The organism is uncultured Algibacter sp. (assembly GCF_947495925.1).
GTDB lineage: Bacteria > Bacteroidota > Bacteroidia > Flavobacteriales > Flavobacteriaceae > Algibacter_E.
This window is the reverse complement of the sequence record NZ_CANMAU010000002.1, coordinates 349,801-362,921: the sequence shown is the minus strand read 5'-3', so window position 1 is coordinate 362,921 and position 13,121 is coordinate 349,801. Positions and strand designations below refer to the sequence as shown.

Annotated in this window: 16 protein-coding genes; 2 read left to right on the top strand and 14 right to left on the bottom strand. The window is 33.1% G+C overall.

Going from position 1 to position 13,121, the window contains the following annotated elements:
- Nucleotides 1–46: 46 nt before the first annotated feature.
- Together Q0857_RS04880 and Q0857_RS04875 are read left to right on the top strand one after the other, a co-directional pair.
- On the top strand, nt 47–400 hold the full coding sequence (locus Q0857_RS04880; RefSeq protein WP_298532765.1) for a DUF1304 domain-containing protein: 354 nt from the start codon (nt 47–49) through the stop codon (nt 398–400).
- A 90-nt stretch (nt 401–490) separates the two neighbouring features.
- Complete coding sequence (locus Q0857_RS04875) at nt 491–1,306, top strand: mechanosensitive ion channel domain-containing protein (RefSeq protein WP_298532763.1); 816 nt, start codon at nt 491–493, stop codon at nt 1,304–1,306.
- Here the strand turns inward: Q0857_RS04875 and tsaB are convergent.
- The 14 genes from tsaB to cyoE form a co-directional block, all read right to left on the bottom strand.
- The gene (gene tsaB, locus Q0857_RS04870) at nt 1,303–1,980 is read right to left on the bottom strand and encodes a tRNA (adenosine(37)-N6)-threonylcarbamoyltransferase complex dimerization subunit type 1 TsaB (protein WP_298532761.1); all 678 of its coding nucleotides are present in this window, start codon (nt 1,978–1,980) and stop codon (nt 1,303–1,305) included. The genes Q0857_RS04875 and tsaB overlap by 4 nt on opposite strands.
- 1 nt (nt 1,981) lies before the next feature.
- Nucleotides 1,982–3,367 carry a TolC family protein gene (locus tag Q0857_RS04865; protein WP_298532759.1) on the bottom strand — a complete coding sequence of 462 codons (1,386 nt, stop codon included), beginning with the start codon at nt 3,365–3,367 and terminating at the stop codon, nt 1,982–1,984.
- Complete coding sequence (locus Q0857_RS04860; RefSeq protein ID WP_298532757.1) at nt 3,348–4,469, bottom strand: efflux RND transporter periplasmic adaptor subunit; 1,122 nt, start codon at nt 4,467–4,469, stop codon at nt 3,348–3,350. Before Q0857_RS04860 ends, Q0857_RS04865 begins: the two co-directional genes overlap by 20 nt.
- A 14-nt stretch (nt 4,470–4,483) precedes the next feature.
- Nucleotides 4,484–5,728, bottom strand: coding sequence for an ABC transporter permease (locus Q0857_RS04855; protein ID WP_298532755.1), 1,245 nt, complete (start codon nt 5,726–5,728; stop codon nt 4,484–4,486).
- A 2-nt stretch (nt 5,729–5,730) separates the two neighbouring features.
- On the bottom strand, nt 5,731–6,960 hold the full coding sequence (locus Q0857_RS04850) for an ABC transporter permease (RefSeq protein ID WP_298532753.1): 1,230 nt from the start codon (nt 6,958–6,960) through the stop codon (nt 5,731–5,733).
- Nucleotides 6,953–7,654: an ABC transporter ATP-binding protein gene (locus Q0857_RS04845; RefSeq protein WP_298532751.1), complete on the bottom strand. Its 702-nt coding sequence runs from the start codon at nt 7,652–7,654 to the stop codon at nt 6,953–6,955. The genes Q0857_RS04850 and Q0857_RS04845 overlap by 8 nt, the downstream gene beginning before the upstream one ends.
- Nucleotides 7,655–7,744: 90 nt before the next feature.
- The gene (locus tag Q0857_RS04840; protein WP_298532749.1) at nt 7,745–7,963 is read right to left on the bottom strand and encodes a hypothetical protein; all 219 of its coding nucleotides are present in this window, start codon (nt 7,961–7,963) and stop codon (nt 7,745–7,747) included.
- 1 nt (nt 7,964) lies between these two features.
- Nucleotides 7,965–8,501: a DUF420 domain-containing protein gene (locus Q0857_RS04835; protein ID WP_298532747.1), complete on the bottom strand. Its 537-nt coding sequence runs from the start codon at nt 8,499–8,501 to the stop codon at nt 7,965–7,967.
- Nucleotides 8,494–9,237, bottom strand: coding sequence for an SCO family protein (locus tag Q0857_RS04830; RefSeq protein ID WP_298532745.1), 744 nt, complete (start codon nt 9,235–9,237; stop codon nt 8,494–8,496). The genes Q0857_RS04835 and Q0857_RS04830 overlap by 8 nt, the downstream gene beginning before the upstream one ends.
- 4 nt (nt 9,238–9,241) lie before the next feature.
- Nucleotides 9,242–9,961 carry a hypothetical protein gene (locus Q0857_RS04825; RefSeq protein ID WP_298532743.1) on the bottom strand — a complete coding sequence of 240 codons (720 nt, stop codon included), beginning with the start codon at nt 9,959–9,961 and terminating at the stop codon, nt 9,242–9,244.
- 99 nt (nt 9,962–10,060) lie between these two features.
- Entirely contained in the window at nt 10,061–10,441 is a 381-nt protein-coding gene (locus Q0857_RS04820; RefSeq protein WP_298532741.1) for a cytochrome C oxidase subunit IV family protein, read from the bottom strand.
- Nucleotides 10,442–10,459: 18 nt separating this feature from the next.
- Nucleotides 10,460–11,431, bottom strand: a complete 972-nt coding sequence (locus Q0857_RS04815) for a cytochrome c oxidase subunit 3 (protein WP_298532739.1) — start codon at nt 11,429–11,431, stop codon at nt 10,460–10,462.
- A 152-nt stretch (nt 11,432–11,583) separates the two neighbouring features.
- Complete coding sequence (locus tag Q0857_RS04810) at nt 11,584–12,165, bottom strand: heme-copper oxidase subunit III (RefSeq protein WP_298532737.1); 582 nt, start codon at nt 12,163–12,165, stop codon at nt 11,584–11,586.
- Between the two features lie 2 nt (nt 12,166–12,167).
- Entirely contained in the window at nt 12,168–13,061 is an 894-nt protein-coding gene (gene cyoE, locus Q0857_RS04805) for a heme o synthase (protein ID WP_298532735.1), read from the bottom strand.
- Nucleotides 13,062–13,121: the final 60 nt, after the last annotated feature.

Sequence of the window (13,121 nt, the reverse complement as noted above, 5' to 3'; positions counted from 1 at the left end):
TTCATTTGATCAATGAAGGAACAATGGACCTAACAAAGAAACAAACATGAATACACTAGCAATTTGTTTAATACTTTTCGTTGCACTTTTACATTTCTATTTCTTAGTTTTAGAAATGTTTTTATGGACTTCTCCTAAGGGCATCAAAACATTCGGATTAAAGTCCAAACAGTTTGCAGAGGACACCAAGGTATTAGCTGCAAACCAAGGTCTGTATAATGGCTTTTTATCTGCTGGACTTGTTTTTGCTATTATGGCAAATGATATAAGAATTGCTATTTTCTTTTTAACATGTGTGGCTTTAGCTGGAATCTATGGGGCTTACACCACGAAGAAGATAAAATTGTTTTATATTCAATCTGTTCCTGCTCTTGCAGCTTTAGTAAGTCTCTTATTGTAAAAATTAATCATTTTTTTACATCTAAAAGAACGAAACACCTTAAATAGTCTTAATTTTGTATTACTAGTATTACTAATTAATTTAAAAAACATGAATTTAGAAAGTATTGACACAGAAAAATGGATTGAGCTAGCCGCCGATTATGGCCTTAAGATTATTGGAGCGATTCTTATTTGGGTAATTGGAGGTTGGATTATCAAAAAACTTTTAAAAACCACAAAAAAAGTAATGGCCAAAGGTGGCTATGATGAGAGTCTTCAAAAGTTTTTATTAAACCTTTTGGGCTGGGGTCTTAAAATTGTACTCATAATAGTTGTTCTTGGTACTGTAGGTGTTGAAACCACTTCATTTGCCGCAATAATAGCAGCTGCTGGTTTAGCTATTGGTTTAGCGCTTCAAGGTTCATTAGGGAATTTTGCTGGAGGTGTATTAATAATGATATTCAAACCTTTCAAAATAGGAGATTTAATAGAAGCTCAAGGAGAAATAGGTGTTGTTAAAGAAATAGAAATTTTTACCACCAAGTTAACAGGTCTTTCTAATAGAGAGATTATTATTCCAAATGGATCGTTATCTAACGGAAATATCATTAACTACACCACTGAAGGGACGCGTCGTGTTGACTTAGTTATAGGTGTAAGCTATGATGCTGATATCAAGAAAACCAAAGAGGTTTTAATGGATGTTTTAACATCGCATCCTCAGGTATTAAAAGAGCCAGCTCCCTCTGTAAATGTTTCTGAACTTGCAGATAGTTCGGTAAACTTTGCTGTAAGACCATGGAGTACGGCTGATGACTATTGGGATGTTTATTTCGGTATTACCGAAAACGTAAAAGAAGCTCTTGATAAAGCGGGCATAGAAATTCCTTACCCACATCAAGTTGAAATACATAAAAATGCCTAAGCTTTTTTAGGCTTTAAAGCTATAAAGTCTTTTAAATAATATGGTTCAAAATAAGCGACATCTTCGGTGTCGCTTTTTTGATATTTTGTAAAAGCCAAATTACTCATTTCATTAGCTGAGGGTAGTTTACCATCAATAAATACCGCATTTGGGTGCTCTATAAGTGCTTTTGTTTTTTCAACACCATTCCCAATAAAATATACTTTCCCTTTTTCAAGATATTCAGAAAATGAGGCTTCATCTAAAATTTGAGCTTGTGTATTTCTTATTTGACTGTGATTAGCATCAAATATTGCAGAATATACTTCCATTCTTCTGGCATCTAGCATGGCTACGATACAACCTTCTTTTATTGTGACTTGCCAAGCCAGTGCTTGTAAGGTGGCCACCGAAATTAATGGCTTGTCCATAGCAAAGCACAATCCTTTGGCAGCAGAAACACCAATGCGAAGTCCTGTGTAAGAACCTGGACCTTTACTTATGGCAATTGCACTTAAATCAACAGAACTTATATGAGCTTCTTTTAAAACAGATTCGATATAAACATGAAGCCTTTCTGCATGAGAATAACTTTTATCATTATCTTCTTTTATCATAATGGTTTCACCATTATCGGATAGCGAAACAGAACAATTAGTAGTTGCAGTCTCAATATTAAGAATATATGTGCTCAATTTAATCTGTTAATGATTTTCCGAGGTAAAAGTCTAAAACTTTTGTCTTAAACACAAAATTATATTTTGAATTAATTAAACTAGATTCCGCATTAATTAACCTATTTCGAACTTGTTCAAATTCGAAAGCATTCATTACACCAAGATTATAGCTTTCTTGCGCATTCTTGAAAGATTCGTTTTGAGCATCAAGAGACAATTTAGAAGACTCAAATTGATTAAATGCAGCCTTGGCATCTGCGTAAGCCTGTTCTATATTTGTTCTTAAATCTTGTTTTTCTTGTTCTAAAGCAAAAGCAATACGCTCATTGTTAATTTTTGCACGAGTCACATTGGCTTTTGTCTGCATTCTATTAAAAATCGGAACGTTTAAGTTAAATCCAAAATTGTAACCTAAATTATCATTAAGTTGCTTTCCAAAACCGTTAGGAATTAAAATGATATTAGGAGGATTATCAGGATCAATTATTGGCCTAACATCATCTTGCCCTTGTTGATGTTGATAGGATGTGAACATACCAGCTCCAAAACTCAATGTTGGATAATAAGCACTTTTAGCAATATCAATACCTAACTCTGAATCTTCAATATTTAATTCTGCCTGCTTAATTTCTGGCCTACTAGTCAAAGCAAAATTATAAATATCATCAGCACTTTTATGTTCTAGCAACACTGCTGGTAACTTCATTTCCATGTCTTGAACATCAAACCCGCGGTGAGAAATTTGCATCAGTTGTGCTAGACTCAATAACGCTAAGTCTACATTATTTTTCACATTGGTCAATTGTTCTTGATCGCTTGCCAATTGAGCATTAACATCAAATAAATCGGCCTTTGGTCTTACCCCAGAATCAACCAGCTCCTTAATCTGCTCTTGACGCTTTTTAGTGACTTGAATTTGATCTTCTGCTACTTTTAAGTTTTCCTTATTAAGCAAAACACTTAAGTACTGGTTTACCACATTCAATGAGATATTATCTTTTAAAATAGATAATTGTAATTTACTGGATTCAATTCCTAATTTCGCCTGCCTATAAACACTTGTGTTTTGAAATCCATTAAACAAAACAACACCAGTATTTAATCCAAAGGTATTTCCTCGTGAATCCGTAGAAATTCGTCGTTGATCTTGATTAATAAACGACCCAAAATTAAAATTTTGTGTTGCCGACCCAGATAAGTTAGGTAAAAAATTACCTTTTGCTGTTATCAAGTTTTCATCGGCTGTATTAACGTCTAGTGCCGTTTGTTTAACACGAATATTATTTTCTAAGGTATAATCTACACACTCTTTTAAAGACCACACTTTTGTTTCTTGAGCTATCCCTATTAGGGATATGAACAGCATAAATAATAAAGTGACTATACTACTCTTCTTCTTTCTCATCCTCATTATCTTTTGATGCTTTATTCCATACTTTAATTTTATCTCCCTCTTCCACACCTTCTGTTATTTCAACATTTATGCCATCAGAAAGCCCAAGCTCTACATCTTTTTTATTGAATTTATTGTCCTCACCCATAATTTCTACAAACGGTTTTTCTGTAATTCTGTTATATTGAAGTAAAGCTTCTCTAATAGCCAAAATACTATCCTTATTATCCAAATCTATCTCGGCATTAGCGCTGTACCCCGCTCTTATATTTCTTAAGGAATCAATTTTCACATCTGCCTTAATAGTAAATTGTACGGCACCGTTTTCTTCAATACCTTTAGGCGCAACAAAGGTTAATTTTGCTGGAAACTCTCTATCTTGAATAGCTCCTAAAATAACTTTTATCTCTTTCCCTTCGCTTACTTTACCTACTTCGGCCTCATCTAACTTTCCTTCAAATATCATAAAGCTCATGTTTGCTATGGTAGCAATAGTTGTTCCTGCATTAAAATTATTACTCTGAATCACTTGATCTCCTTCACGTACAGGAATTTCTAATATTGTTCCAGAAATTTGAGCTACAATATTAGTATTAGCAGAGCTTCCTCCTGAGATAGATCCTTTTTTGATAATCTGATAATCATTTTGAGCTTGTGTAAAAGACTCTTTAGCTTGAAAATAAGATAACTCACTATTTTCAAAATCTTGTTTTGATATCACACCTTTATCAAAAAGTGCCTTATTTCTATTATATAATGTTTTAGAATTTTCAAACGACAATTTTGCAGTTGCTATTCTACTTTTAGCGCTCACTAAATTTTGTTCATTAGGAACTACTCTAATATTAGCTATTAAGTCACCTTTCTCCACGACATCTCCTTCCTCTACTAAAATCTTGTCCACAATTCCGGAAATTTGAGGCTTAAGCTCAATTTCTTCTTCTGGGTTTAACTTTCCTGTTGCGACTGCTTTCGTATTTATAGAAGTATAAAAGGGTTCTTCTACTTTATAATCTACAATACTTTTGGAATTTGCATCTTTAAAATACTTTAACACAAAAGCAAGTAGTACAATAACTACTAAGACTAAAATAATTTTTACTGTTTTGTTCATTTTATTTTGATTGTTTATTCTTCTCTTAATGCTTCAATAGGTTTGACACTTGTTGCTTTAAAAGCAGGTATTAGCCCTATTAAAGTTCCTAAAACTATTAATATAACCATGGCTACAAAAACCACGGCAATTGATACAGATGCGTTTACAATAGCGGCATCATCTCCTTGACCGAAAAAGTGATCTAGAGCAATTAAAATCCAACCTCCGGTAATGATACCAAAAAGTCCAGCTAATAATGTTATGAATACTGCTTCAATAACTATTTGACGTTTTATTTCAAATGGTGTAGCCCCTAAAGCTCTTCTCAAACCTATTTCTTTTGTGCGCTCTTTAACCGTAATGAGTAAAATATTCCCAATGGCAAAAACCCCTGCAAATAGGGTTGCAATGCCTACAAACCAAGTAAGAAACTGCATACCCGTTAAGAAGCCCGTCATTTTTGCAAATTCCTTACCTAAATTAAAGCTACCAAATGCTCTCCTGTCTTCAGGATGAATATTATTTATATTCTTCAATAACAATTTAGCATCCTCTTCAATTTGTTTGATATCAAATTCCGGTTTGCCAGTAATCATCATCCATCCTATTTGATCGCCCCTATTATAAACTTGTTGAAATGTTGTAAATGGCACATGAATATCTGTACTGGGCCCCATATTTACATTCCCGTTTTCAAATAATCCTACAACTTTAAAATTGATGTCATCAATCTCTATATATTGGTCAATAACCTCCTCATCTTTTTTGAATAATTGCTCATAAGTTCCCTTTGAAATAACGGCTACTTTTTTTCGATTATCAATATCACTTTGATTAATAAAACGCCCATGAATTAATTTCTTCTTCTGTAGTTCATCTAATAGCGGATAATCGCCTGCTGTTTGGAAACGCCCTGAAAGGAAATTTCTTGTAACCGCCTTACCTTGTTGACTTCTTGGAAGTACAAATTCAATACCTTCAACATTTTCTTCAATTTTTTTAGCATCTGTTAATGATAAAACTACGCGTCTTCCTTCCTGAAAACCTTTAAACGGCTTACCTGTATTTTGTCCCCAAACAAATACACTATTGGTGGCAAAACTTCCAAATAACCTATTAAACGAATTCTCTAACCCTCTAGCTGAACCTAACAGACCAATAAGCAAAAGTATACCCCACCATACACCAACCATAGTGAGTATAGACCTAAGTTTATTTTTACTTAAGCTATCGAATACTTCTTGCCATGTATCTCTATCTAATAAAAATCTCAGCATAATTAATCGTTTCTTAGTGCTACAATTGGTTTTATTTTTGAAGCCTTTTTAGCTGGTAAATACCCTGCAAGACCTCCTGCAATAATTAGTGTTAAAGTTGCGCCTATTACTAAACTATTATTAACACCAGGGTCTTTAATAAAATAAACTTCTAAACTAGGCCCTATGTATTCCAACACGCCAACACCTACCAATAACCCAATGTACCCCGCAATAGCGGTTATAATAATAGATTCTATTAAAATAATAGATACAATAGATCTTGGTGATGCTCCTAATGCCTTTCGAATGCCAATTTCCTTTGTTCGTTCCTTAACAATAAAAATCATGATATTACTTATACCAACTATTCCTGCTATTAAAGTCCCAAAACCAATAACCAGGATAATAATGGTTAAGCTAAAAGTCATGACATCTACTTGTTTAGTACCCTGTGCCATATTAAACATCCGTATTGCACGCTGATCACTTCTGGCCACATCAAACTTCTCTTTTAAACTTTTCTTCATTGAATTTCCAAATGCCAAAGCTTGATCTGAATTCATTTCAGGGTTATAAGTTAAATGCATTAAATCAACATAGTCATTATTACCATATATAGATTGTGTTGTAGATATAGGCATGTAGATAATCTTCTCTTCATTGTCTCCTTCATCATCGGTAAACACACCCACAATTTTATAAGAGATGCCGCTTAAATTTATATACTTCCCAATAGGGTTTACTTTATAAAACAACTCATTTTCAACAACGCGACCTATTACAACAACCTTAGTTTTCTTATCGATATCATTCTGATTAATATAACGGCCGTCTTTAATCACATTGTTTTCAATAAACATATACTCTGGATATACACCTCTCACCTCATAACTATTTTTTTCGCCACGAAAAGATGCACTTACGTTTTTGTTTACTTTTGAAGTAAAGTATTGAATTTTATCGCCGTATTTATCAATTAAAAAATCGCGATCTTCATTTTTAAACTGAATTTTTCTGCCCGCCTGAAGTCCTTTATGAGCTTGAGAAGTTCTTCCTGCAAATATGACTATGGAATTATTTGCATCTGTACCAAAAGCTTCTTTGAAAGTATTTTTTAAACCATTCGCAATTCCAAAAAGAATAGTAAACAACAAAATAGCAAAGGTTACAGTAAAACCAGAAAGCAAACTTCGCGTTCTGTTTTTATTAATACTTTGAAATATTTCGCGCCAAAGATCTAGATCAAACATATTGCTCGGCTCTCACTTGATTGACTTTCTTATCTTCCATAATAACACCATCTCTTAACCTAACGATGCGCTTGCACATATTAGCAATATCTTCTTCATGTGTTACCATTAATATGGTTTTACCTTCATCATTAAGAGACTGAATAAAATTCATAATATCATAAGATGTTTTAGTATCCAGAGCTCCTGTTGGCTCATCTGCCAAGAGCAATTTGGGGTTTGCAGCCAAGGCTCTTGCAATAGCTACACGCTGCTTTTGACCTCCAGAAAGCTCTTTAGGCAAGTGCTCTGCCCAATTAGCTAGTCCTACTTTTTCTAAGTGAAATAGCGCTTTTTTTTGTCGTTCCTTACGCTTCATACCTTGATAGTACAAAGGCAATGCAACATTTTCAAGTGCATTTTTGTAGTTAATCAAATTAAAGGATTGAAAAATAAACCCTAAGAATTTGTTTCGGTATACAGCCGCTTTTTTTTCCGTTAGATTTTTTATTGGTAATTCATCAAGAATATACTCGCCAGAGTCTGCTTCGTCGAGCATGCCAATAATATTCAATAAAGTTGACTTTCCTGACCCCGAAGATCCCATTATAGCAACCATCTCTCCAGATTCTACCTCAAGATCTATACCTTTTAAAACATGTAAACTGGAATCACCTATTGCATAGGATTTATGAAGCTGATGGATCTTCAACATAACTTTGAATGATTTTGTTTATGCTAATCATTTTGTAGTAAGACTAACAAGACAAAGAAATGTTACAAAAAGGTAGAAAAAAATTATTTATTACTTTTTTAACGTATTGTATTTACGGTAAATAAAGTATCCTAAGCCCCCAACCAGTAAATATGGAATTGCCATGAGGTAAACAATACCATCATTAATACCTTCAGCTGCTGTTTGTCCTTCTTCACTTTCTAAAACAGCACGACACATAGCACACTGGGCATTTGTTTTAAAAAAAAACAAAATAGAAACGAGTAGAAAAACAATTTTGCGATTCATTTTATACGTAATAAGGTGAAATCATGATATAAACAACAACACCAGTGACGGCTACATAAAACCAAAGCGGAAATGTTATACGTGCTATTTTTTTATGTCTTTCTATGTTATTTGTTATACCTCTGACGTATGTAATGAGCACGAATGGAATAACAATTATTGACATTAAAATATGCGTCAATAAAATAAAGTAATAAAAATATTTAACAGCTCCTTCGCCTCCAAACTTTGTAGAATCACTAGTCATGTGATAAGCAACATACATCGCTAAAAACATAACAGATAACGCAATAGCAAAACTCATTAAACGCTTATGAAGTGTAACCTTCTGCTTTTGAATAGCCATAAACGCCAACACCAAAACCAAGGCTGTTAGCGCATTTATTGATGCATAAATTGGTGGTAGAAATGTTAAAGGCTCTACATTTGGTATTTTAACACCAAATAAAACAGCTACTATAACTGGTATTAGAATAGACAAAACAACAATTAATTTGTTGTATTTTTTTTCGTTTAAAACATGTTCTGAATTACTCATTAAGCAACTTTTTAATATCTTCTTTCAAGGCACTTATTTCTTCTTTGGCCCCATCTTCATCAACTTTTTCTTCTTCAGAAATAATTCCTCTGTAATAAATTATAGGATTTCCAAAGCTATCTTTTCTTGAACGTAAAAAGCCATTTTTATCAATCAAAGCAAAGTTCCCTGAATGTTCGAAGCCACCAGCAGCCGTTTCTTCTTCTGCTGTATATAAATTAAAACCTTGATTAGACAATTGGTAAATAAGGTCTTTATCCCCTGTCATTAAATGCCAATTGGGGTTTATTATTCCATATTTCTCAGCATAAGACTTAAGTACGTCTTGGGTATCATAATCGGGATTAATAGTGAATGAGGCCACTCCAAAATCTTCAAAACCTTCGAACGTATTTTGTATTTGAATCAAGTTTTTATTCATTCTAGGACAAATAGTTGGGCACGTTGTAAAAAAGAATTCTACGACATAAACTTTGCCTTCATAATCTTTATTCGTAATCGTTTTGCCATTATGATCTGTAAACGAAAAGGCTGGTACTTTTTTTGCTTCTCCATTTGTTTCAATAAATGCCAAATTAGACAATGTTGATTTATTTTCATTGGCAAAATCACTTCTACTTTCATTTCTAATAATGTCTTTATTAGAAATTCTATCTACAATTCTTGGAATAAATATTATTCCGAAAACAAGCACTATGAAAGCAATACCTATATATGAGTAATTTGTTTTTTTCATCACATCAATTTTTAACTTCTCCTGTTAAATCGTCTGCTCTTCTTGTATCAGAATTAAATTCTCCTTTTCTTTTCTGTCTATATTCAGTAAACAAAATGCGCAAATCATCACTCATCTTATTCTTTATTTCTGCAACTTCAATACAATTGTAAGCATTCAAACCGTAAGTAGCTTTATTTTTTTCAAGCTCTCTATCGGTTCTATCGTCAAGTCTTCCTCTTTGCTTTAAATCTTTATCTACCACGAATACATATTCTGAAGATAAATCGCTTGCCAGATCTGATTCACTCTTTAAACTAAAATATATGCGTTTAACATCAGATGGTTCTCCAAATACAAAATGCCAAAATCTTAAATCTTCGTAAGAGCTTATTTCAGACTTTAATTGCTTAACAGCTTCTTCTGTACCCTTTGGCATTAAAATAACAATTTGGAAACGTTTAAAACCTTTAAACTTATCATAAACCAACTCTTTTAAGTTAAGAGCAGTTGTCGTTTTATTCTTTGGCGTATTCCCCAAAAACCCAAGAACAGTTATATAATCTCTGAGAACAATCTTTTCTTCAGAATTGGAATTGAAATTCTCTAAATCTGAGACAGATTCATTTACAATATCCAGTGGTGTATAATTATGAGTTGCAGGATACAAAAACAATAAAAAGGTTACAGGAAGAAAAAATAAAATTCCCAAAACCACATATCGGCTTATTTTTTTATAATCCATTAACTAATACCGTTACTGTTGTTGAATAAAACTTTGCAAAAATAAAAAAAGGCGGTTTAAAAACCGCCTCTATATCTTAATTTAACTAAAATGATTTAGTTAAAAGTCTCTCTTTATATAACCTTCATCATATACCCTAAATACATATCCTCCTTCTTGTAATAGGATAAATATTAAATACAATATCAAAAAGATAGCTGTCCATACCACAGCACGTCGTAATCCCTTCGTTTCATCACGCATGTGCATGAAATCCCAAGTAATGTAATACGCTTTTACTATTGTTAATATAATGAAAATCCAGTTTAAGGCCTTCATACCTAAAACTTTTCCCATCAACATTTCTGGTTTAATAATACCTAATGCAACCTCTATAATGGTTACAAAAGTTAAGAATGCTAAAACACCCCAGATTTTTTGCGTATTCGACTTAAATTTCCAAAGCCCTCTAAATATTTCTAATTTATGCTCGTGTGCCATTTTATAATCTATTATGAATTAAACTAAGTAGAAGAATGTAAATACAAATACCCAAACTAAATCTACAAAGTGCCAATATAATCCCACTTTTTCAACCATTTCGTAACTTCCTCTGCGTTCATAAGTTCCTAATACCACATTAAAGAAAATGATAATATTAATCACTACCCCTGAAAATACGTGAAATCCGTGAAATCCTGTAATAAAGAAAAAGAAGTCTGCAAATAATGGTGAACCATATTCGTTTACATGAAGATTTGCTCCTTCAACAACCAACTTACCGTTATCCTTAATTTGTTTTAAAGATTCGGCTCTAGATAGAACTGTTTTTTCTCCTTCTGCGGTTAATGTCTGTGTTCTTACTAAAACATTTTCATGAGCCTCCAAACCATGAAGCACTTCTTCAACAGTATAAGTTGGTAATGTTCCTTCAGAAACAAACCATAAACCACTTTTATCTTCATGTTGTGTTCTCTCTGCGTGTGTATCAACAGCAACAAAATCTCTAAGAGCTACACGATGACCATCTGTATCAACAAACTGTAAAATGTTCCCACCTTTAGTTTGCACTGCACCGTAATCTCCTTTAATAAACGTGTTCCACTCCCAAGCTTGAGAGCCAACAAATATTAAACCACCTAAGATGGTTAAAAACATATATATGGTAACTTTTGATTTATTTAAATGATGTCCTGCATCTACAGCTAAAACCATAGTTACAGAAGACATAATAAGTACAAATGTCATAAAAGCCACATAGTACATTGGAGCATCTACACCGTGTAAAAATGGAAAGTGCGTAAACACCTCATCTGCAATGGGCCATGCATCAATAAATTTAAATCTTGAAAATCCGTAAGCTGCTAAAAACCCAGAAAAAGTTAAAGCATCGGAAACAATGAAAAACCACATCATCATTTTACCGTAACTTGCTTGTAAAGGTTGATTACCTCCACCCCAAGTTTTGCCTTCTGCTACTGCTGTACTCATATATAATGGTTGTTATTTAAAAGTTGCACAAAAATAATCATTTTATTTATCTGACGAAATATACACCTGTAAATTTTAACCTATGATAAATGTCAGTTTTACTATAGTTTACGGGTAAATACTCATATATTTTCAATACCAATAAAGGTATATTATCGAACAAAATAAAGAAACAAGAAGAGGTAAACCCAAAGTATATCAATAAAATGCCAAAACGTAGCTGCCAATTCAAAGCCAAGCATATTGTTGGAGGTATACTTCTGTTTAAAATGATTATAAATTACTACTAAAAGACAAATCAAACCAACAACAACGTGCAAAATATGTACAATAGCAATTAGATATATGTACGACATAGTTACATTACTGGTAGGGCCTGTAAAATTATATCCTAAATCAATGATTTGTTGAAAACCTAAAAACTGATTATATACAAACACAAGGCCAAGAGCAAAAGTTAAAATCAACCATAACATAGTTGCTTTACTACGTCTTGCCTTTAACGCTCTTTTAGCTAGTAAGAATGTTATACTACTTATAATTATAACAACTGTACTCATTATAAAAGCATTTGGCAGCTGAAAATCTTTTAACCAATCTGGTCTTGAACTACTCACTACAAAAGCACTAGTCCATCCTGCAAAGGACATCACTAAAGAAATAATACCAAACCAAAGCATCATCTTTTTTGCTCTACTATTCTTTTCTTCCGCGGTTCCTTGAGTTAAATCCATGATTATTGTATAAATTTATCTATAACGTAAACAATTTGCACCAATGTAATATATAATACACTAATTAACATGAGTTGTCTAGCTGCTTTTGTAGTCATTTCTCTAAAAAGCCTTACCGCATAGTGCAACATCCCTAATCCTAAACAAAAAACAATAATGGCCGCAATTATTGACAACTGTAACTTTCCGGTAAATCCAAATACTGGAATAACTGATACAATTACAGTCCAAATAGTATACATTATAGTTTGTACCGCCGTTCCCTTATCTTGTTTGCCCGTTGGCAACATAAAAAAGCCTCCTTTTTTATAATCGTCGAATAAAAACCAACCAATAGCCCAAAAATGAGGAAACTGCCAAAAGAATTGTAACGCAAACAAGGTTCCTGGTTCAATACCAAAATCATCTGTTGCCGCAACCCAACCCAACATAAACGGAATAGCTCCTGGAATAGCTCCAACAAAAACCGCCAATGGTGTTTTTGTTTTTAAAGGCGTATACACACAGGTATATAAGAAAATTGAAATAGCACCAAACATAGCCGTTTGCTTGTTGATGGTATATAAAATAACAATCCCAGAAAGTGTAAAAATAGTTGCAATTATAAATGCTGTATTGACAGACATACGTCCTGATGGAATAGGGCGATTTTTTGTCCTGTCCATTAAAGCATCTAAATCTCTCTCAATAATTTGATTGAACGCATTTGAAGCTCCTACCATGAAATAACCACCCAGAGCCAATAATACCAAAACCTTAATATCAATAACTTCAACACCTAACAGGTAACCCGCAAGTGATGAAAACACCACACTTAAGGACAAACGCATTTTAGTGATTTCTTTAAAATCTGAAATCACTGAAGGTACTGCTAATGAAGACTTTGAATTACTCAAGGTTAAAAATACCCTAACGGCTTTTTGATTGCGAGTGCAAAGATACTCTATAAAAGCATT

Excerpts from the sequence above, each read along its gene's own strand:
- Q0857_RS04880 (WP_298532765.1), top strand. The coding sequence starts at position 47 with ATGAATACACTAGCAATTTGTTTAATACTTTTCGTTGCACTTTTACAT.
- Q0857_RS04875 (WP_298532763.1), top strand. The coding sequence starts at position 491 with ATGAATTTAGAAAGTATTGACACAGAAAAATGGATTGAGCTAGCCGCC.
- Q0857_RS04865 (WP_298532759.1), bottom strand. The coding sequence starts at position 3,367 with ATGAGAAAGAAGAAGAGTAGTATAGTCACTTTATTATTTATGCTGTTC.
- Q0857_RS04860 (WP_298532757.1), bottom strand. The coding sequence starts at position 4,469 with ATGAACAAAACAGTAAAAATTATTTTAGTCTTAGTAGTTATTGTACTA.
- Q0857_RS04855 (WP_298532755.1), bottom strand. The coding sequence starts at position 5,728 with ATGCTGAGATTTTTATTAGATAGAGATACATGGCAAGAAGTATTCGAT.
- Q0857_RS04850 (WP_298532753.1), bottom strand. The coding sequence starts at position 6,960 with ATGTTTGATCTAGATCTTTGGCGCGAAATATTTCAAAGTATTAATAAA.
- Q0857_RS04845 (WP_298532751.1), bottom strand. The coding sequence starts at position 7,654 with ATGTTGAAGATCCATCAGCTTCATAAATCCTATGCAATAGGTGATTCC.
- Q0857_RS04840 (WP_298532749.1), bottom strand. The coding sequence starts at position 7,963 with ATGAATCGCAAAATTGTTTTTCTACTCGTTTCTATTTTGTTTTTTTTT.
- Q0857_RS04835 (WP_298532747.1), bottom strand. The coding sequence starts at position 8,501 with ATGAGTAATTCAGAACATGTTTTAAACGAAAAAAAATACAACAAATTA.
- Q0857_RS04830 (WP_298532745.1), bottom strand. The coding sequence starts at position 9,237 with ATGAAAAAAACAAATTACTCATATATAGGTATTGCTTTCATAGTGCTT.
- Q0857_RS04825 (WP_298532743.1), bottom strand. The coding sequence starts at position 9,961 with ATGGATTATAAAAAAATAAGCCGATATGTGGTTTTGGGAATTTTATTT.
- Q0857_RS04820 (WP_298532741.1), bottom strand. The coding sequence starts at position 10,441 with ATGGCACACGAGCATAAATTAGAAATATTTAGAGGGCTTTGGAAATTT.
- Q0857_RS04815 (WP_298532739.1), bottom strand. The coding sequence starts at position 11,431 with ATGAGTACAGCAGTAGCAGAAGGCAAAACTTGGGGTGGAGGTAATCAA.
- Q0857_RS04810 (WP_298532737.1), bottom strand. The coding sequence starts at position 12,165 with ATGGATTTAACTCAAGGAACCGCGGAAGAAAAGAATAGTAGAGCAAAA.